Genomic DNA, 19,643 nt, shown 5'->3' with positions numbered 1-19,643 from the left:
GATATAGAAATAGACGAAGTCGCGCGCGCCTCCCGCCTGGCCGAAGACGAGCTCCGCCCCGCAGGCGGAGGTGGCGTCGTTCTGCAGATAGACCGGAAAGTCGCACTGCGACTGGATATCGGCGCGGATGTCGCGATGGCGCCATTCGTCCATGATCTCGCGCGGCGCGCCTGCGGTGTCGGCCCAGCTCCAGAGCTCGAACGGCATGGCGATGCCGAGGCCGGCAATGCGCTTGTCCTGCGCCGGCGTCAGTTCGCCGCGCATTTTTTTGATGCCGGCGCTGACAAACTCGACCGTCTCGCGCGGCGCGGGATAGCGATAGGAATTCCGCAGCATCGAGCGCACATTGCCGAGGAAGTCGATCAGCACCAGTTCGGCGCTGCGGCGGCCGATCTTGAGTCCGATGAAGAAGGCGCCCTCCGGATTGAGCGCCATCGGGATCGACGGCTGGCCGATTTTGCCCCGCAAGGGCGCCTGGCGAAGGAGCAGCTTGTCTTCTTCGAGCTCGCGCATGATGACCGACACCGTCTGGGCCGACAGCCCCGTCATGCGCGCGATGTCGGATTTGGCTAGGCTGCCATGCTGGCGTACCAGCGACAGCACGAGCCGTTCATTGTGGTCGCGCATACCGCTCTGGTTGGTGCCGCGATGCAGGCGGCTCCCCAGAGCCTCGGGCGAACCGTGCCTCGCAATGCCGGTCTCCACCCTGTTCCTCCCGTTGGTTTCCCCACATTGCTTTTCGTTCAGAATGAGTGAACGGCGCAAGCCTGTCAATAATAAATAAGAGTGATTTAATTATTGACAGGCGTCTCGGACTGGTGTCTTTTGAGGTGGCGTCCACGCTGGGAGAATGGTTGGATGCGCTCGAGGCGCCGGGTAGGCCGGCGTCCGGAATGGTTCCACTGGGAGGAAAATCGTGACCAAGAAATCGCTGCTGAAATCCACCGTGTTCGCGGCGGCCGGGCTGGGCCTGCTTGCATTCGCCTCGTCCGCATCGGCCGCGGGCGTCGGCGCCTGCCTGATCACCAAGACCGATACCAATCCCTTCTTCGTCAAGATGAAGGAGGGCGCGACAGCCAAGGCCAAGGAACTCGGCGTCGACCTCAAGACCTATGCCGGCAAGATCGACGGCGACAGCGAGAGCCAGGTCGCGGCGATCGAAAGCTGCATCGCCGACGGCGCCAAGGGCATCCTGATCACCGCCTCCGACACCAAGGGCATCGTGCCGACGGTCAAGAAGGCGCGCGACGCCGGCCTGCTGGTGATCGCGCTCGACACGCCGCTTGATCCGATCGATGCCGCCGACGCGACCTTCGCCACCGACAATCTGGAGGCCGGCAAGCTGATCGGCGCGTGGGCCGCCGCCACGCTCGGCGACAAGGCCAAGGACGCCAAAATCGGCTTCCTCGACCTGACACCTTCGCAGCCGACCGTCGACGTGCTGCGCGACCAGGGCTTCATGATGGGCTACGGCATCGACGTGAAGGACCCGAACAAGATCGGCGACGAGGACGATCCGCGCATCGTCGGTCATGACGTGACCAACGGCAATGAGGAAGGCGGCCGTAAGGCGATGGAGAACCTTCTGCAGAAGGATAACACCATCAACGTCATCCACACCATCAACGAGCCGGCCGCTGTCGGCGCCTACCAGGCGCTCAAGGCCGTCGGCCTCGAAAAGCAGGTGCTGATCGTCTCGGTCGACGGCGGCTGCCCCGGTGTGAAGTCGGTGACCGAAGGCGTCATCGGCGCCACCTCGCAGCAATATCCGCTGCAGATGGCGGCACTCGGCATCGAGGCGATCGCCGCCTATGCCAAGGACGGCACCAAGCCGAAGCCGACCGAAGGCAAGAACTTCTTCGACACCGGCGTCAACCTGGTGACCGACAAGCCGGCTAACGGCGTGAAGTCCATCGACACCAAGGAAGGCCTCGCCAAGTGCTGGGGCTGATGCCGGCCTGACAGGCGCATAAACCTTGCGGCTGGGGCTTGATCCCCGGCCGCATCGGGTGGACGATGCGCTTTCGCAAGCGCTGATAATCCCGGCAATAGACCGGAATGCGTGAACGGCGCGTGGAGCAATGAGCAAGCTCCGCGCAGACGGGAGGTCACATGTCTCAGATGCAGGAATTCGAGAAGGTGCTCACCGGCAGCGACAGCAGCGTCGCCGCCTTCGAGGAGCACGGCAAGTCGTTCGTCAAGCGGGCCCAGCATTTTTTGCATTCCACGCCGGCAGCGGTGCCGCTGATCGTGCTGGTGCTGTCGATCATCATTTTCGGCATCGCGATCGGCGGACGTTTCTTCTCATCCTACACGCTGACGCTGATCCTGCAGCAGATCGCCATCGTCGGCATTCTGGGCGCTGCCCAGACGCTGGTCATCCTGACCGCCGGCATCGATCTTTCGATCGGCGTCATCATGGTGATTTCGGCCGTGATCATGGGCAACTGCGCTCTCACCTACGGGATGCCGACCCTTCTTGCGGTGGTCGTCGGGCTTGCCGCCGGCAGCGCCTGTGGCCTGCTCAACGGTCTGCTGGTCGCCTACATGAAGCTGCCGCCCTTCATCGTCACGCTCGGCACCTGGAATATCGTCATGGCGACGAATTTCATCTATTCGGCCAATGAGACGATCCGCGACGCCGACGTCGATGCCCAGGCGCCGCTGCTGCACTTCTTCGCCCTGAGCTTCAGGGTCGGTTCCGCCGTGCTGACGGCCGGCGTCATCGCGATGGTCCTGCTGGTGATGCTGCTCTGGTACGTGCTCAACCACACCGCCTGGGGTCGCCACGTCTATGCCGTCGGCGACGATCCGGAAGCGGCCAAGCTCTCCGGCATCCAGACCAAGAAGGTGCTGATGGCCGTCTATACGCTTGCCGGCCTGATCGCCGCCTTCGCGGCCTGGGTGTCGATCGGCCGCAACGGTTCGATTTCGCCGTCCGCCGCCGTCACCGACTACAATCTGCAGGCGATCACCGCGACGGTGATCGGCGGCATCTCGCTCTTCGGCGGCCGCGGCTCGATCCTCGGCACGCTGTTCGGTGCCATGATCGTCGGTGTCGTCTCGATGGGTCTCAACATGCTCGGTGCCGATCCGCAATGGAAGGTGCTGCTCACCGGTGTCCTGATCATCGGCGCCGTCGCGATCGACCAGTGGATCAGAAAGGTTTCGGTGTAACCATGACTGAGAAGGCTGTCCTCACCGCGCGCGGTCTCACCAAGCGCTATGGCCGCGTGACCGCGCTCAACAACTGCGACTTCGATCTCTACCCCGGCGAAATCCTGGCGGTGATCGGCGACAACGGCGCCGGCAAGTCGACGCTGATCAAGGCGATCTCTGGCGCCGTGCATGCCGACGAGGGGGTGATCGAGTTGGACGGCAAGCAGGTCCAATTCAAATCGCCCATCGAAGCCCGCGAGGCGGGCATCGAGACCGTCTATCAGAACCTCGCGCTGTCGCCGGCGCTGTCTATCGCCGACAACATGTTTCTCGGCCGCGAGATCCGCAAGCCCGGGCCGCTCGGCAGCTGGTTCCGCATGCTCGACCGTCCGGCGATGGAGAAGCGCGCCCGCGACAAGCTGACCGAGCTCGGCCTGATGACCATCCAGAACATCAGCCAGGCAGTGGAAACGCTCTCGGGCGGTCAGCGCCAGGGCGTCGCGGTGGCGCGCGCCGCCGCTTTCGGCTCGAAAGTGGTGATCATGGACGAGCCGACGGCAGCACTTGGCGTCAAGGAAAGCCGCCGCGTGCTGGAGCTGATCCTCGACGTCAAGAAGCGCGGTCTGCCCATCGTGCTCATCTCGCACAACATGCCGCATGTCTTCGAGGTGGCCGATCGCATCCACATCCACCGGCTTGGACGGCGTCTCTGCGTCGTCGATCCCAAGCAGATTTCCATGTCGGATGCGGTCGCGCTCATGACCGGCGCCAAGAAGCCGCCGGAAGACGCGCTAGCGGCCTGATCTCCACGCACCACGGTAAATAGCCGCAGAGGCGCCAGATGGACATCACGGCCTAAATCGATTTAACGTATGCTGCAGCGCGGCAAAGTGGGGTAGGAGAAGCGGTGAAAGCCGGTATGATCAGGCCAACCGAACGAGAGGCAGCATGACACCCGCCATGACGATCGAAGCTCCCGCTCTCGACCATCCCGACCCCAAGACGCTCGCCGAAGAAGTCTTGATGTCGCTCAAATACCGGCTCGGCAAGGACACCACGGTTGCCACGCCCCATGACTGGCTCACCGCCTCGATCAAGGTCGTGCGCGACCGCATCGTCGATCACTGGATCCAGGCGACCAAGGAAGCCTACGACCAGCAGGAAAAGCGCGTTTATTACCTCTCGCTCGAATTCCTGATCGGGCGCCTGATGCGCGACGCCTTCTCCAATCTCGACCTGATGGAGAACATGCGCGAGGCGCTCGCCTCGCTTGGCGTCGACCTCGACCTCATCGCCGGGCTCGAGCCGGATGCTGCGCTCGGCAATGGCGGCCTCGGCCGGCTCGCCGCCTGCTTCATGGAAAGCATGGCGACCGTCGATATCCCGGCGCACGGCTACGGCATCCGCTACGCCAACGGCATGTTCCGCCAGGAGATCCACGACGGCTGGCAGGTCGAATTGCCGGAAACCTGGCTCGACCACGGCAATCCATGGGAGTTCGAGCGGCGCGAGCGCTCCTTCGAGGTCGGCTTCGGCGGTTCGGTGGAATCGATCACTTCCAAGGACGGCCGGCTGGAGCGCCATGTCTGGAAGCCGACCGAGCATGTGCTGGCCGTCGCCTATGACACGCCGGTCGCCGGCTGGCGTGCCAGGCGCGTCAACACGCTGCGCCTGTGGTCGGGCATGCCGATCGACCCCATCCTGCTCGACAAGTTCAACGCCGGCGACCACATCGGTGCGCTCGCCGAAAGCAACAAGGCCGACGCGCTGTCGCGCGTGCTCTATCCCGCCGATTCCCACAAGGCCGGCCAAGAGCTCAGGCTGAGACAGGAGTATTTCTTCTCGACAGCCTCGCTGCAGGACATCATCCAGCGGCATCTCAGCCAGTATGGCGACCTAAAATCGCTACCCGACAAGGCCGCGATCCATTTGAATGATACCCATCCGGCGATTGCCGTGGCGGAGCTGATGCGGCTTCTGATGGACGTCCATGGCGTGGACTTCGACCTTGCCTGGGACGTCACCAAGCGCACCTTCGCCTACACCAACCACACGCTGCTGCCGGAGGCGCTGGAAAGCTGGCCGGTGCCGCTCTTCGAGCGCCTGCTGCCGCGCCATATGCAGATCGTCTACGCCATCAACGCGCAGGTGCTGCTCGAGGCTCGCGCCACCAGCCAGTTCTCGGGCGAGCAGATCGCCCGCATCTCGCTGATCCAGGAAAACGGCGACCGCCGGGTGCGCATGGGCAATCTCGCCTTCGTCGGCTCGCATTCGATCAACGGCGTCTCTGCCCTCCACACCGAGCTGATGAAGGAGACGGTGTTCGCCGATCTCCACAAGCTCTACCCGGACCGCATCAACAACAAGACCAACGGCATCACGCCGCGGCGCTGGCTGATCCAGTGCAATCCCGGCCTGACCGCGCTTGCGCGCGAGGCGATCGGCGACCGTTTCATGGACGACATCGAGGCGATCAAGGATCTTGATCCTCTCGCCGACGATGCCGCCTTCCGCGAGAAGTTCGCCGCCGTGAAGCGGCAGAACAAGGCGAGGCTCGCGAACCTCGTCGCCGACCGGCTGGGCATCAGGCTCGATCCGTCGGCGCTGTTCGACATCCAGGTCAAGCGCATCCACGAATACAAGCGTCAGCTTCTCAACATCCTGGAGGCGATCGCGCTTTACGACCAGATCCGCTCGCATCCGGAGCGGGAGTGGATGCCGCGGGTGAAATTCTTCGGCGGCAAGGCGGCGCCCAGCTACCACAACGCCAAGCTGATCATCAAACTGGCCAACGACGTCGCCAGGGTCATCAACGGCGATCCCTCGGTGCGCGGCCTGCTGAAAATGGTGTTCATGCCGAACTACAATGTCAGCCTGGCCGAGGTGATGATGCCGGCCGCCGATCTTTCCGAGCAGATATCGACCGCCGGCATGGAGGCCTCCGGCACCGGCAACATGAAGTTCGCGCTGAACGGCGCGCTGACCATAGGCACGCTCGACGGCGCCAATGTCGAGATCAAGGAGCATGTCGGCGACGACAACATTTTCATCTTCGGCCTCACCACCGCCGAGGTCGCCGACCGGCGCGCCAACGGCTACGATCCGCGTGGCGTGATCGAGGCTTCGCCGGAGCTGTCGCAGGCGGTGTCGGCGATCTCGTCCGGCGTCTTCTCGCCCGACGATCCCAACCGCTACCGCGATCTCATGAATGGCCTCTATCAGGGCGACTGGTTCATGGTTGCGGCCGATTTCGATTCCTATGCAGCCTGCCAGCGCGAGGTCGACGCCGTGTGGCGCAACAGTCCCGACTGGTACGCGCGCGCCATCCGCAACGTCGCCCGCGTCGGCTGGTTCTCGTCCGATCGAACCATCCGCCAATATGCGAAAGAAATCTGGAACGTACCTGTCTGATGTGATTGCATAAGGTCACGAACGATGTGGCCCCCGGTGCATGCCGCCCAAAAAGTGCACAGCGCTTTTGGGATCACGGCATGCGCCAAAACAAAGACTGGTGCATGCCGCCCAAAAGTGCACAACGCTTTTGGGATCACGGCATGCACCAAAACAAAAGGTGCCCGGGGAGGGCGACCGCCTGATGAGGAAGCCGCGCGCGACCGCTGCGACAAGCGGGCCGGACGGACTGGCGCAAGCCGGCGATGTCGCGGCGATTGTCGCCGGAACGCATGGCGATCCTTTTGCGGTTCTGGGCGTGCATGAGGCCGACAAGGGTTTCGTCGCCCGCTGCTTTGTGCCCAACGCCGAATTCGTCACCGCCTATACGCTGACCGGCAAGGAAGTCGGGCAACTCATACGCAGCAACGATGCCGGCTTCTTCGAGGGCAGGCTTTCGATCCGCAAGCGTCAGCCGCTGCGCTATCACGCGAGAAATGCCGGCGGCGACTGGTGGCTGACCGACCCCTATTCCTTCGGCCCGGTGCTGGGACCGATGGACGATTACTACATGGCCGAGGGCTCGCACCTGAGGCTCTTCGACAAGCTCGGCGCCCATATCATCGAGCATGAGGGCGCGACCGGCGTGCATTTCGCCGTTTGGGCGCCGAATGCCAGGCGCGTCTCGGTGGTTGGCGCCTTCAACGACTGGGACGGCCGCCGGCACACCATGCGCGACCGCAAGGACACCGGCATCTGGGAGCTGTTCATTCCCGATCTCCGCGCCGGCCAGCCCTACAAGTTCGAGATCATCGGCCCCGACGGCGTCAGACTGCCGCTCAAGGCCGATCCCTTCGCCTTCGAATCCGAGATGCGTCCGGCGACTGCGTCGGTGACGGCGCCGCCGATGGCGCATCAATGGGGCGACGAAGCGCACCACAAATTCTGGCAAGACGTCGATCCGAGACGTGAGGCGATCTCGATCTACGAGGTCCATGCAGGCTCTTGGCAGCGTCGCGACGACGGCACGTTCCTCACCTGGGACGAACTCGCCGCGCGGCTGATCCCTTATGTGGTGGACGCCGGCTTCACCCATATCGAGTTCCTGCCTGTCTCCGAGCATCCTTATGACCCGTCCTGGGGCTACCAGACGACCGGGCTCTATGCGCCGACTGCCCGCTTCGGTGATCCCGACGGCTTTGCCCGCTTCGTCGACGGCGCCCACCGCGCCGGCGTCGGCGTGATCCTCGACTGGGTGCCGGCACATTTCCCGGTCGACGAGCACGGGCTGGTTCAATTCGACGGCACCGCGCTCTACGAGCATGCCGATCCGCGCCAGGGCTTCCATCCCGACTGGAACACCGCGATCTACAATTTCGGCCGCCGCGAGGTGGTGTCGTTCCTCGTCAACAATGCGCTGTTCTGGGCCGAAAAATACCATGTCGACGGTCTGCGCGTCGACGCCGTCGCCTCGATGCTCTACCTCGACTATTCGCGCAAGGCGGGCGAATGGATCCCCAACGAGAAGGGCGGGCGCGAGAACCTGCAGGCCGTCAGCTTCCTGCAAAAGATGAACAAGGAGCTTTATGGCCATCATCCCGGCGTGATGACGATCGCCGAGGAATCGACCTCATGGCCGAAAGTTTCGCGCCCCGTGCATGAGGGCGGGCTCGGCTTCGGCTTCAAGTGGAACATGGGCTTCATGCACGACACGCTGGAGTATCTCTCCAAGGAGCCCATCTTCCGCAAGCACCATCACAACGACATCACCTTTGGCCTGACCTACGCCTTCTCGGAAAATTTCGTGCTGCCGCTCTCCCATGACGAGGTCGTGCACGGCAAAGGCACGCTGCTTCACAAGATGGCCGGCGACGACTGGCAGAAATTCGCCACGCTGCGCGCCTACTACGCCTTCATGTGGGGCTATCCCGGCAAGAAGCTTCTGTTCATGGGGCAGGAGTTCGCCCAGCGCCGCGAGTGGAGCGAGGCGCGCGCGCTCGACTGGAACCTGCTCGACTATGCTCCGCATCGCGGCGTCTGGCAGACGGTGCGGGACCTGAACTACCTCTACCGCTCGCGCCCGGCGCTGCATGCGCGCGACTGCGAGCCGGAAGGCTTCTCCTGGCTGATCGTCGACGATCGCGACAATTCGGTCTTTGCCTGGCTGCGCAGCGCGCCGGACGGCAACCCGATCGCTGTCATCTCCAATTTCACGCCGGTGCCGCGCGAGAACTATCGCGTGCCGCTGCCGAAGGCGGGCGAGTGGCGCGAGATCATGAACACTGACGCAGCCGTTTATGGCGGCTCCGGCATGGGCAATGGCGGCAGGGTCGCAGCCAGCGGGGAAGGGGGTGGCACGTCGGCGACGATGCTGTTGCCGCCGCTCTCGACAATCATGCTGGAATTCGTCGCGGACTGAAGCAGATGATATCTCATGTTGCTCCAGCAATGTTCCGTGCAGCTTACTTGGGAGGGTAACAATGGCAGAGATCAAGAGAACCCAGCCGCTGGCGCGCGATGCCATGGCCTATGTGCTTGCCGGCGGCCGCGGCAGCCGCCTCAAGGAACTGACCGACCGGCGCGCCAAGCCCGCGGTCTATTTCGGCGGCAAGACGCGCATCATCGATTTCGCGCTGTCCAATGCCCTCAACTCGGGCATCCGCCGTCTCGGCGTCGCCACCCAGTACAAGGCGCATTCGCTGATCCGCCATCTGCAGCGCGGCTGGAACTTCCTGCGGCCGGAGCGAAACGAGAGCTTCGACATCCTGCCCGCCTCGCAGCGCGTGTCCGAAACCCAATGGTATGAAGGCACGGCCGACGCCGTTTACCAGAACATCGACATCATCGAGGCCTACGGCCCGGAATACATGGTCATCCTTGCCGGCGACCACATCTACAAGATGGACTACGAGCTGATGCTGCGCCAGCATGTCGACGCCGGTGCCGACGTGACCGTCGGCTGCCTGGAAGTGCCGCGCATGGAGGCGACCGGCTTCGGCGTCATGCATGTCGACGCCAAGGACAACATCATCGCTTTCGTCGAAAAGCCCGCCGATCCGCCCGGCATCCCCGACAAGCCGGAGTTCGCCCTGGCATCGATGGGTATCTACGTCTTCAAGACCAAGTTCCTGATGGAGCAACTGCGCCGCGACGCCGCCGAACCCGGCTCCAGCCGTGACTTCGGCAAGGACATCATCCCCTATATCGTCCAGCACGGTAAGGCGATCGCCCACCGTTTTGCCAAGTCCTGCGTGCGCTCCTCGCATGAGGCCGAGCCTTACTGGCGCGACGTCGGAACGGTGGACGCCTATTGGGAAGCCAATATCGACCTCACCGACGTCACCCCAGAGCTCGACCTCTACGACCGCGACTGGCCGATCTGGACGTATGCCGAATTGAAGCCGCCGGCAAAATTCGTGCATGACGAGGACGGCCGCCGCGGCGAGGCGATATCCTCGCTGGTGTCCGGCGACTGCATCGTCTCCGGCGCATCGCTGCGCCGCAGCCTGATCTTCACCGGCGCGCGCATCAATTCCTATTCGAAGCTCGAGGAAGTGGTGATGCTGCCCGACGTCCAGGTCGGCCGCAAAGCGCGTCTCACGCGCGTCGTCATCGACCACGGCGTCCACATTCCGGAGGGACTGGTGGTGGGCGAGGACCCGGCACTCGACGCCAAGCGCTTCCGCGTTTCGGAAAAGGGCATCTGCCTGATCACCCAGGACATGATCAACAAGCTGTCGACCTGATAAGGTCGATCAGCAAGTTGTCGACCTGACAAGGTCGATCAACAAGCTGTCAATTTGATCAGCAAGCTGTCACTTTAACGTCGGAATGTGAGGCGCATGCAGGTTCTGTCGGTCACGCCCGAAATCTTCCCGCTGATCAAGACCGGCGGGCTTGCCGACGTGACCGGCGCGCTGCCGATCGCGCTCGCCGGCAAGGGCGTGGCGATGCGCACACTGGTTCCCGGCTATCCGGTGGTGATAGAGGCCTTCAAGAAAAAGAAGGCCGTTTACCAGTATCCGCTGCTACAGGGCGGCAAGGCTTCGGTCCATGCCGTGAAGATCGGCGAGCTCGACCTTTTCGTGCTCGATGCGCCGCATCTCTTCGACCGCGTGGGCGGACCCTACGGCAACGCTAGCGGTGCCGACTGGTCCGACAACTGGCGGCGCTTCGCGGCGCTGAGCCAGGTCGGCGGCGACATCGCCGGCGGCGCGATCTCCGGCTACCAGCCCGACATCGTGCACGCCCATGACTGGCAGTCGGCGATGACGCTCGCCTATATGCGCTACGGCAAGGCGGTCGGCGTGCCGTCGCTGATCACCGTGCACAACCTTGCCTTCCAGGGCCAGTTCGGCGCCGGCATCTTCGGCGAGCTCGGCCTGCCAGGCGTGGCGATGCAGCTCGACGGCGTCGAATACTATGGTGGCGTCGGCTATCTCAAGGCCGGCCTGCAGGCCGCCTGGGCGATCACCACGGTGAGCCCGACCTACGCGCAGGAGATCCGCTCGCCGGAATTCGGCATGGGCCTCGACGGCCTGATCAACATGCGCGCCGTCGACCTCCACGGCATCGTCAACGGCATCGATGTTGATATCTGGAACCCGGCGACCGACAAGCATCTGGTGGCCAACTACTCGGCCGACACGCTTGAGGCCCGCGGTCTCAACCGCAAGGCCGTCGAGGATCGCTTCAACCTTGAGAGCGACGACAGCCCGATCGTCTGTGTGGTCAGCCGGCTGACCTGGCAGAAGGGCATGGATATCCTGGCCGCGGTCGTCGACGGCGTCGTTCAGCGCGGCGCCCGGCTGGTGGTGCTGGGTTCGGGCGATGCCGGCCTCGAAGGCTCGCTGCTTGCTGCCGCCGCCCGCCATCGCGGCCGCGTCGGCGTCGTTGTCGGCTATGATGAAGGCCTCTCCCACATCATGCAGGGCGGCTGCGACGCCATCATCATCCCGTCGCGCTTCGAGCCTTGCGGGCTGACCCAGCTCTACGGTCTGCGCTATGGCTGCGTGCCGGTCGTCGCCCGCACCGGGGGCCTTGCCGACACCATCATCGATGCTAATGAGGCGGCGCTTTCGGCGGGCGTCGCCACCGGCTTCCAGTTCGCCCCGAACAATGGCGGCGCGCTGCTGCATGCCATTCGCCAGTTGGTAGAGGTTCATGCCAGGCCCGCCGCCTGGGCATCGATCCAGCGCCAGGGCATGAAGGCCGATGTCTCCTGGGACAAGAGCGCCGAGAAATATGTCGAACTCTATCGCTTGCTGCTTTCGAAAAGGGCTGCCTGAGGCATGATCAAAACCGTCCCCACCAAACCCTACACCGACCAGAAGCCCGGCACCTCCGGTCTGCGCAAGAAGGTGCCTGTCTTCCAGCAGGAGCACTATGCCGAGAACTTCATCCAATCGATCTTCGACGCGCTGGAAGGTTTTGAGGGCAAGACGCTGGTGATCGGCGGCGACGGCCGTTTCTACAACCGCGAGGTCATCCAGAAGGCCATCGCCATGGCCGCCGCCAACGGTTTCGGCAAGGTGATGGTCGGGCAGGGCGGGATCCTGTCGACGCCGGCCGCCTCCAACATCATCCGCAAATACAAGACCTTCGGCGGCATCATCCTGTCGGCCAGCCATAATCCGGGCGGTCCGCACGAGGATTTCGGCATCAAGTACAACGCCGGCAATGGCGGCCCGGCGCCGGAGAAGATCACCGACGCGATTTTCGAAAAGACCAAGACGATCTCGAGCTTCAAGATCACCGACATCGGCCAGATCGACATCGACAAGATCGGCACCGTCGAGGCCGGGGGCATGACGGTCGAGATCATCGATCCCGTCACCGACTATGCCGAGCTGATGGAGAGCCTGTTCGACTTCGACGCCATCCGCGCCAATTTCAAATATGGCTTCCGCATGCGCTTCGACGCCATGCATGCGGTGACCGGCCCCTACGCCAAGGAGATCCTCGAACGCCGGCTCGGCGCGCCGAACGGCACCTGCCGCAACTTCAAGCCACTGCCGGATTTCGGCGGCCATCACCCCGATCCGAACCTGGTGCACGCCAAGCATCTCTATGACGAGATGATGGGGCCTGACGCGCCGGATTTCGGCGCCGCCTCCGACGGCGATGGCGACCGCAACCTGATCATCGGCAAGGGCATCTTCGTCACCCCGTCGGATTCGGTGGCGATGCTTGCCGCCAACGCGCATCTGGCGCCCGGCTACAAGGAAGGCCTGAAAGGCATCGCCCGCTCGATGCCGACCAGCGGCGCGGCCGACCGCGTCGCCGAAAAGCTCGGCATCGGCATCTACGAGACGCCGACCGGCTGGAAGTTCTTCGGCAACCTGCTCGACGCCGGCATGGCGACGATCTGCGGCGAGGAAAGCGCCGGCACCGGCTCCAACCATGTGCGCGAAAAGGACGGGCTGTGGGCGGTACTTTTGTGGCTCAACATCCTCGCCGTGCGTGGCGAGAGCTGCAAGGAGATCGTCACCAAGCACTGGGAGACCTACGGCCGCAACTACTATTCGCGCCACGACTACGAGGAGGTCGAGACCGAACGCGCTAATAAGCTGGTCGACGAACTGCGCGCCAAGCTGGGCTCGCTGCCCGGCACCAGTGTGCGCGGCATGAAGATCGCCAGCGCCGACGACTTCGCCTATCACGATCCGGTCGACGGCTCGGTGAGCAAGAACCAGGGTATCAGGATCCTGTTCGAGGGCGGCTCGCGCGTCGTCTTCCGCCTTTCCGGCACGGGCACTTCGGGCGCCACGCTGCGCGTCTATATCGAGCGCTACGAGCCGGACAAGGCAAGGCACGACCTCGATACCCAGGAAGCGCTCGCCGACCTCATCGCCGCCGCCGACGACATCGCCGGCATCAAGAGCCACACCGGCCGCGACAAGCCGAGCGTGATTACTTGAGGGTGGCGTTGCGCCCCTTTCCTTCTCCCCTTGTGGGAGAAGGTGGATCGGCGCGTAGCGCCGAGACGGATGAGGGGTGCTGGACGGATCGCCGTCCTTGCCAAGCTGGAGCACCCCTGATCCGTCGCCTTCGGCGACACCTTCTCCCACAAGGGGAGAAGGGGGAGCCAACGTGACCTCGCTCGGCGCGACCATCACCGATGATGGCATCCGCTTCGCCGCATGGTCGTCGTCGGCGAGACGCCTATGGGTCTCTATCTTCGACGATGGCGGCACGCACGAGGTCGAGAGGCTGGAGCTGAAGCCGGAAGGCGACGGCATGTATACGCTTTTCGTTCCCGGCCTTACGCCAGGCACGCGCTACGGCCTTCGTGCCGACGGCGAGTATGTGCCGGAGCGCGGCCTCTGGTTCGATCCGGAAAAACTGCTCACCGATCCCTACGCCATCGAGATCGACCGGGCCTATCAGTACCATTGGCGACTTGCCGCCAAACGCAATGAAGGTGCCGACACGGCCGCCCTGATGCCGAAGACCGTGGCGCGCGCGCTGCCGAAGCCGTTGTCTGCCCGACCCCCGCTGTTCCAGCCCGGCGGCCTGATCTACGAGCTCAACGTCCGCTCCTTCACCAAGCTGCACCCGGATGTCCCGGAAGCGCAACGCGGCACCATCGCGGCGCTTGCCCATCCGGTCGTCATTGGGCATCTGAAGCGCCTCGGCGTCTCCGCCGTCGAACTGATGCCGATCACCGCGTCGATCGACGAGCGCCATTTGCCGCCGTTGGGGCTGAGCAACGCCTGGGGCTACAACCCCGTCACCTTCATGGCGCTCGATCCGCGTCTGGCGCCAGGCGGCCTCACGGAACTGCGTGACGCTGTCGCAGCGTTGCGTAAAGCGGGCATCGGCACCATCCTCGACCTCGTCTTCAACCACACCGGGGAGAGCGACCGGCTCGGTCCGACGCTGTCGCTGCGCGGCCTCGACGCGCAGACCTATTACCGGCATCTGCCGGACGGCCGGCTGGCCAACGACACCGGCACCGGCAACACGGTCGCCTGCGACCATCCGGTCGTGCGGGAGATGGTGCTCGACACGCTCCGCCATTTCGTCAGGCACGCCGGCGTCGATGGTTTCCGTTTCGACCTGGCGTCGGTGCTCGGCCGGGTCGACGGCACGTTCGATCCCGACGCGCCGTTGCTCCAGGCTATCAGCAGCGATCCCGTGCTCGCCGACCGCGTGCTGATCGCCGAGCCCTGGGATATCGGGCCGAGTGGCTACCAGCTTGGCAATTTCAGGCCGCCATATCTGGAATGGAACGACCGCTATCGCGACGATGTCAGGCGCTTCTGGCGCGGCGATGCCGGCGCGCTCGGCGCTTTAGCCACGCGCGTTGCCGGCTCCTCCGATATCTTCGGCGGGCCGGCGCAGCCGGTGAGCCGCAGTGTCAACTTCATCGCCGCTCATGACGGCATGACGCTGGCCGACCTCGTTGCCTATGAGGAGAAGCACAATGCGGCCAATGGCGAGCAGAACCGCGACGGCCACGACGACAATCTGTCCTGGAACAACGGCGTCGAGGGCGGGACTGATGACGCGGAAATCGGCAGGGCTCGCTTCGGCGACCAATGCGCGCTGCTCGCGACGCTCTTTGCCTCGCGCGGCACGATCATGCTGACCGCCGGCGACGAGTTCGGCAGAACGCAGCAGGGCAACAACAATGCCTATGCGCAGGACAACGCCATCACCTGGCTCGACTGGGCTGGGCGCGACGAGGCGCTGGAGCAATACGTCTCGACCCTCGCCGCGCTGCGGCGCGCTTTTCCCGCATTGTCAGACATTCATTTCCTGACCGGCGAGCCTGCCGACGGATCGGAAATCCCCGATGTGGTCTGGCTCACCGAAACCGGCGCGCCGCTTGGCGAGGCCGACTGGAACGATTCCGCGCGACATCGCCTCGTCATGTTGCTCGGCGACGGAGAGGGCGGCCGCCTCGCGGTGATGGTCAATGGCGACCGCCGCCAATGCGTCTTTACCTTGCCTGCCCGGGAAGGTTTTGAGTGGCGCGCGGCGAACGAGGCCCAGGCGGCCGACCTTACGCGGCCGCTGCCCGGCCGCAGCGTGACATTTATGATTGGGCGGCGTACCGCGAAGACTCGCGCCAGGAAAGGAACGCTATGACTGATGGCAACGCTGGGCAGGGGGCCGAGTGGTGGCGCGGCTGCGTGATCTACCAGGTCTATCCGCGCTCCTTCCAGGACACGACCGGCAACGGCAGCGGCGATCTCAAGGGCATCACGTCGCGGCTTGCCCATGTCGCCTCGCTTGGCGTCGATGCCATCTGGCTTTCGCCCATCTTCAAGTCACCCATGGCCGACATGGGCTATGACGTTTCGGACTATCGCGACATCGATCCGATGTTCGGCTCCCTGGACGATTTCGATGCGCTGGTCGCCGAGGCGCACCGGCTCGGCCTGAAGCTCATCATCGACCAGGTGATCTCGCATTCGTCCGACAGGCATGAATGGTTCCTCGAGAGCCGCGCCAGCCGCGACAACGCCAAGGCCGACTGGTATGTCTGGGCGGACGCGAAGCCTGACGGCGGCGCGCCCAACAACTGGCTGTCGCTGTTCGGTGGCCCCGCCTGGGAATGGGACGCGACCCGCCGGCAATATTACATGCACAATTTCCTGGCGGCGCAGCCGGACCTCAACTTCCACACTCCGCAGGTTCAGGACGCGCTGCTGGATACGGTGCGCTTCTGGCTGGAGCGCGGCGTCGACGGCTTCCGGCTGGATACGGTCAACTACTATGTCCACGACCGCTGGCTGCGCGACAACCCGCCGCTGGCTTCGAGCGTCGCCGGCACCAACATGGCGACCACCACCTACGCCTTCCAAGAGCATCTCTTCGACAAGACGCGGCCGGAAAACCTCGACTTCCTGAAACGCTTCCGCGCGCTGCTTAACGAGTACCCGGACCGCGCCGCGGTCGGCGAGGTGGGCGACGAGGAGCGCTCGCTGCAGACGCTCGCCGCCTACACGTCCGGCGGTGACAAGCTGCAGATGTGCTACACCTTCGACCTGCTCGGTCCGCAATTCTCGGCCGCTCACGTGCGCGGCTGTGTCGAGGCCTTCGAGAACGCGGTTGCCGACGGCTGGGTCTGCTGGGCCTTCTCCAACCACGACGTGGTGCGCCATGTCAGCCGCTGGACGCGGCCCGGCGGGGATCCGGATGCGCTGGCGAAATTCGCAATCGCGCTGCTTTGCTCTCTGCGCGGCTCGATCTGCATCTACCAGGGTGAAGAGCTTGGGCTGGAGGAAGCCGAGCTCGCCTATGAAGATCTGCGCGATCCGCTGGGCATCCGCTTCTGGCCGGGTGTGAAGGGCAGGGACGGCTGCCGCACGCCGATGGTCTGGGAGGCAGGCGCCGTCAATGGCGGCTTCACCACGGCCAAGCCCTGGCTGCCGGTGCCGCAGGCGCATCGCGCTCGCGCGGTCGATGTGCAGAACGGCGAAGATGGTTCCGTGCTTGCCGCCTATCGCTCGATCCTTGCCTTGCGCAAGCGCCATCCGGCGCTGATCGGCGGCTCGATCCGTTTTCTCGATGCCGAGGGCGATGTGCTGGCTTTTGTACGCGAGCACGAAGACGAGCAATTGTTATGCGTCTTCAACTTCGCCGTTGAGCCGGCGAATTGGACACTGCCGGCGGAGATCAGGGATGTCGAAATAACGCCTCTTGCCGTTGATGTCGCAGGCGTTCTTGGCGGGGTTCTTGAAGAGATTGCGCTGGCGCTGCCGCCGGTGGGTTGCTTCGTCGGGAGAATTGGCTGACAGCCCACTTACTGGACGAGCACCGAACGGCCGCAGACCGCGCCGGTGACGCGCACATCGGCCTCGCCGACATGGACGCCAAGTGCTGCAAGCACGTTGTAGACGAGGTTGTCGACCGGCGCGGTCACGCCGTTGAGCAGCGTCGTCACCGCCGGCTTCACCGTGCCGAGCAGTGCGGTCACATCGATGCCGAGGCCGAGCGCATTGACCGTCAGCGACAGGTTATTGACCAGCGAGGTGGTGAGCGACTGCGTCAAGTTCTTCGTCGACACCGTCTTGACCGCCTTGTTGGCGATATCGGTGGCGCTGAAGGTGAGGTTCGTCGGCGTCATGTTGGTGACCGAGAAGGCCGAGGAGCCGGTTACCTGCAGCAGCGGAATGAGCAACAGCTTTAGGTCCGCGATGTCGGCGTTAGAGAAGGACTGCGGCTGCGTGAAGTCGGCAAAGCCGCTGGCATTGCTGTTTGCAAGGTGCGCTTCGACGACGCCGGGCTGTGCGGCGATGGAGACCTTGATGCTGGAGGGGCCAGTCGGGCAGCTTATGTCGGTCAGCTTCGCCTCGGCATAGGCGACTTCGACATTGAGCGGCAGGTTGACGGCGAGCAGCTTGATGCCGCCGCCAAGGTTGGACGTGCCGACGGTGACGCTGGCATTGAGCTTGATGCGCGTCTGCGCGGTGCGCACAACCGTGCCCATTTCTCCGACCGCCAGCCAGGGCGAGTTCTGCATCGGCTCGCCGATGGCGATCTGGAGCGTCGTCGATGTCAGCCCGGGTATTGTCGCCCCAAGATTGACCGACACCTGGTTGGTGCCGTTGGCGAGCGCCGCGGCCGCACTCAGCATGCTCATGGCGCTGGCGTCGACCGAAAGCCCGGCAGGTTTCTGTCCGAGGCCGAGGCTGCCCACCGAGCCGAGGTCGACGAGATGGCTGAGCGGGATCTTGACGTTATTCGTGGCGCTGGAAGCCATGGTCTGCAGCGCGAGCTTGGCGGTGCGGTCGAGCCCGGGCACGTTGGCCATGGCGGTGGCAATCTGGCCGATCGTCGCTTTCGAGGCGAGCACGTCTGAATAGGTGACGCCGGTCAGATGCAGTTGCGTCGCCAACGCGTCGGTGAAGGAGAGCACGTCGACATCGGCCGCGATCAGCGAATTATAGTCCATCACGCTGAGCGAGATGTTGCCGCCGAGAAGTCCGCCGAGCAGCGCGTTGAGAATGCCGCCATTGACGCTGGCGAGCCGCGACCCGACCGAGAATGCCGCTTCGGGCTGGGCGCTGGCGGTGGCGGTCGTGCCGATCACCGGCGGCGTCATCATCGAAGCGGCGAAATAGAGTGTGCCCTGCTTTTTCAGCGATACCTGGACGGCATTGTAGGGCAGCTTGCCGGCCTCGAAGCGGTTGCCGGCGGCTATGGAACTGATGGCGGAATAGCGCCCGGGCACAACCTGAACGACCGCCTTGCTGCCGGTCGGCGCGATGTTGGCGCCTTGCTGCTGCACGACCACGGAGGTGATTCCGTTATCCTTCAGCGTCGTCAGCACCGCTTGCTCGGCATTGTTGATATGGGCGGCGGCGGTGATCGCGGCGAGGTCGACGATCGACTGCGCGGCGCGGCGCTCGTTGTAGAGCGAGCCCTCATCGACCGCGAGTGCGGTCAGCACCAGCGCCACCGGCGTGCAGAGCGCCGTCATCACCGCGAAATTACCGCGCCGGTCGGCGATCAGCCGCCGCGTCGCGCCCATCAAACCCCCCGCGCGTTTGCGCATCATATGCCCCCGACCCGGATCGTCGATTGACGCTGGATCGTGGTGCCCGGCAGCGGCAGTTTCGGGAAAAGATTCCAGATCGGCAAGTTGCGCGCGTCATAGCTGACCGAGACGACGAACTGGCTGCCGTCGGCCGCGCTGTCCTGCGCGTTGACCGTCAGCTTGTTGGGGTCGACGAAAGCATAGCCGTCGACATCATGCGCGATGAAATCGCTGACCAGCGCCTGGCGCTCCGTCTGGTTGAGACCGGCAATCGCCGTCCGCGCCGCATCGGCGGCGATCTGCTGCACCGAATGGCTGGCGCCGAAATAGATTCCATATGCAACCATTCCGAGCAATAGCAGGATGAAGATCGGCGCCAGCATGGCGAATTCGACCGCTGACGTACCCGTGGCGTCAGCCCGGAAACAAGACCAAGGAGCAAGGAATTTTCGGTTCTTCAGCATGGTCCGGAGAATGCCAAGACCTGCCTGCAAAAACAGAAAACGGCTGGAACAACCGAAAGGTGCACTAAGTTGAATGACGGGTTTTAGTTTTAGATTTCGCTGTTTTAGCGGGGTGCCGCTCACTCAACGTCAAGCAG

13 protein-coding genes are annotated in these 19,643 nt (G+C 64.0%); 10 read left to right on the top strand and 3 right to left on the bottom strand.

What is annotated here, in order from left to right; all coding sequences use genetic code 11:
• The coding region (locus tag EOA38_RS07530) for an ROK family transcriptional regulator (RefSeq protein ID WP_145965932.1) at positions 1-705 on the bottom strand (705 nt) is incomplete at its 3' end.
• 211 nt (positions 706-916) lie between these two features.
• Between EOA38_RS07530 and EOA38_RS07525 the strand changes: the two genes are divergently transcribed.
• The 10 genes from EOA38_RS07525 to EOA38_RS07480 all read left to right on the top strand — a co-directional run bounded on the left by EOA38_RS07525 (position 917) and on the right by EOA38_RS07480 (position 17,297).
• The gene (locus EOA38_RS07525; RefSeq protein ID WP_127220826.1) at positions 917-1,951 is read left to right on the top strand and encodes a sugar ABC transporter substrate-binding protein; all 1,035 of its coding nucleotides are present in this window, start codon (positions 917-919) and stop codon (positions 1,949-1,951) included.
• Positions 1,952-2,112: 161 nt separating this feature from the next.
• Positions 2,113-3,177, top strand: a complete 1,065-nt coding sequence (locus tag EOA38_RS07520) for an ABC transporter permease (protein WP_127220827.1) — start codon at positions 2,113-2,115, stop codon at positions 3,175-3,177.
• Between the two features lie 2 nt (positions 3,178-3,179).
• Positions 3,180-3,962 carry an ATP-binding cassette domain-containing protein gene (locus EOA38_RS07515; RefSeq protein ID WP_126095158.1) on the top strand — a complete coding sequence of 261 codons (783 nt, stop codon included), beginning with the start codon at positions 3,180-3,182 and terminating at the stop codon, positions 3,960-3,962.
• A 145-nt stretch (positions 3,963-4,107) separates the two neighbouring features.
• Positions 4,108-6,570 (top strand): glycogen/starch/alpha-glucan phosphorylase, encoded by a 2,463-nt coding sequence (locus EOA38_RS07510; RefSeq protein WP_126095157.1) that lies wholly within the window; start codon positions 4,108-4,110, stop codon positions 6,568-6,570.
• 184 nt (positions 6,571-6,754) lie between these two features.
• Positions 6,755-8,968, top strand: coding sequence for a 1,4-alpha-glucan branching protein GlgB (gene glgB, locus EOA38_RS07505; protein ID WP_127220829.1), 2,214 nt, complete (start codon positions 6,755-6,757; stop codon positions 8,966-8,968).
• A 61-nt stretch (positions 8,969-9,029) separates the two neighbouring features.
• Complete coding sequence (glgC, locus tag EOA38_RS07500; protein WP_126095155.1) at positions 9,030-10,295, top strand: glucose-1-phosphate adenylyltransferase; 1,266 nt, start codon at positions 9,030-9,032, stop codon at positions 10,293-10,295.
• A gap of 96 nt (positions 10,296-10,391) precedes the next feature.
• Positions 10,392-11,837 (top strand): glycogen synthase GlgA, encoded by a 1,446-nt coding sequence (gene glgA / locus EOA38_RS07495; protein WP_127298852.1) that lies wholly within the window; start codon positions 10,392-10,394, stop codon positions 11,835-11,837.
• A 3-nt stretch (positions 11,838-11,840) separates the two neighbouring features.
• Positions 11,841-13,469: an alpha-D-glucose phosphate-specific phosphoglucomutase gene (locus tag EOA38_RS07490; RefSeq protein WP_127298851.1), complete on the top strand. Its 1,629-nt coding sequence runs from the start codon at positions 11,841-11,843 to the stop codon at positions 13,467-13,469.
• Positions 13,470-13,641: 172 nt separating this feature from the next.
• A complete protein-coding gene (glgX, locus tag EOA38_RS07485; RefSeq protein ID WP_127298850.1) occupies positions 13,642-15,645 on the top strand; it encodes a glycogen debranching protein GlgX in 2,004 nt (667 codons plus the stop codon).
• Entirely contained in the window at positions 15,642-17,297 is a 1,656-nt protein-coding gene (locus EOA38_RS07480; RefSeq protein ID WP_127298849.1) for an alpha-glucosidase family protein, read from the top strand. The genes glgX and EOA38_RS07480 overlap by 4 nt, the downstream gene beginning before the upstream one ends.
• 8 nt (positions 17,298-17,305) lie before the next feature.
• On the opposite strand, the gene EOA38_RS07475 is transcribed toward EOA38_RS07480, so the two are convergent.
• Together EOA38_RS07475 and EOA38_RS07470 are read right to left on the bottom strand one after the other, a co-directional pair.
• Positions 17,306-19,060: a pilus assembly protein TadG-related protein gene (locus EOA38_RS07475; protein ID WP_127298848.1), complete on the bottom strand. Its 1,755-nt coding sequence runs from the start codon at positions 19,058-19,060 to the stop codon at positions 17,306-17,308.
• Complete coding sequence (locus EOA38_RS07470; RefSeq protein WP_245464758.1) at positions 19,060-19,629, bottom strand: TadE/TadG family type IV pilus assembly protein; 570 nt, start codon at positions 19,627-19,629, stop codon at positions 19,060-19,062. The genes EOA38_RS07475 and EOA38_RS07470 overlap by 1 nt, the downstream gene beginning before the upstream one ends.
• Positions 19,630-19,643 lie beyond the last annotated feature (14 nt).

Origin of the sequence: Mesorhizobium sp. M1E.F.Ca.ET.041.01.1.1, from assembly GCF_003997355.1 — a bacterium.
In the GTDB taxonomy this organism is placed as follows: domain Bacteria; phylum Pseudomonadota; class Alphaproteobacteria; order Rhizobiales; family Rhizobiaceae; genus Mesorhizobium.
The sequence above is the reverse complement of the archived record's forward strand: the minus strand, read 5'-3'. Positions and strand labels throughout refer to the sequence as shown.

What these genes read in the sequence shown, in the direction of transcription:
- EOA38_RS07520 (WP_127220827.1), top strand. Translation starts at nt 2,113, where the DNA reads ATGTCTCAGATGCAGGAATTCGAGAAGGTGCTCACCGGCAGCGACAGC.
- EOA38_RS07515 (WP_126095158.1), top strand. Translation starts at nt 3,180, where the DNA reads ATGACTGAGAAGGCTGTCCTCACCGCGCGCGGTCTCACCAAGCGCTAT.
- EOA38_RS07510 (WP_126095157.1), top strand. Translation starts at nt 4,108, where the DNA reads ATGACACCCGCCATGACGATCGAAGCTCCCGCTCTCGACCATCCCGAC.
- glgB (WP_127220829.1), top strand. Translation starts at nt 6,755, where the DNA reads ATGAGGAAGCCGCGCGCGACCGCTGCGACAAGCGGGCCGGACGGACTG.
- glgC (WP_126095155.1), top strand. Translation starts at nt 9,030, where the DNA reads ATGGCAGAGATCAAGAGAACCCAGCCGCTGGCGCGCGATGCCATGGCC.
- glgA (WP_127298852.1), top strand. Translation starts at nt 10,392, where the DNA reads ATGCAGGTTCTGTCGGTCACGCCCGAAATCTTCCCGCTGATCAAGACC.
- EOA38_RS07490 (WP_127298851.1), top strand. Translation starts at nt 11,841, where the DNA reads ATGATCAAAACCGTCCCCACCAAACCCTACACCGACCAGAAGCCCGGC.
- EOA38_RS07480 (WP_127298849.1), top strand. Translation starts at nt 15,642, where the DNA reads ATGACTGATGGCAACGCTGGGCAGGGGGCCGAGTGGTGGCGCGGCTGC.
- EOA38_RS07475 (WP_127298848.1), bottom strand. Translation starts at nt 19,060, where the DNA reads ATGCGCAAACGCGCGGGGGGTTTGATGGGCGCGACGCGGCGGCTGATC.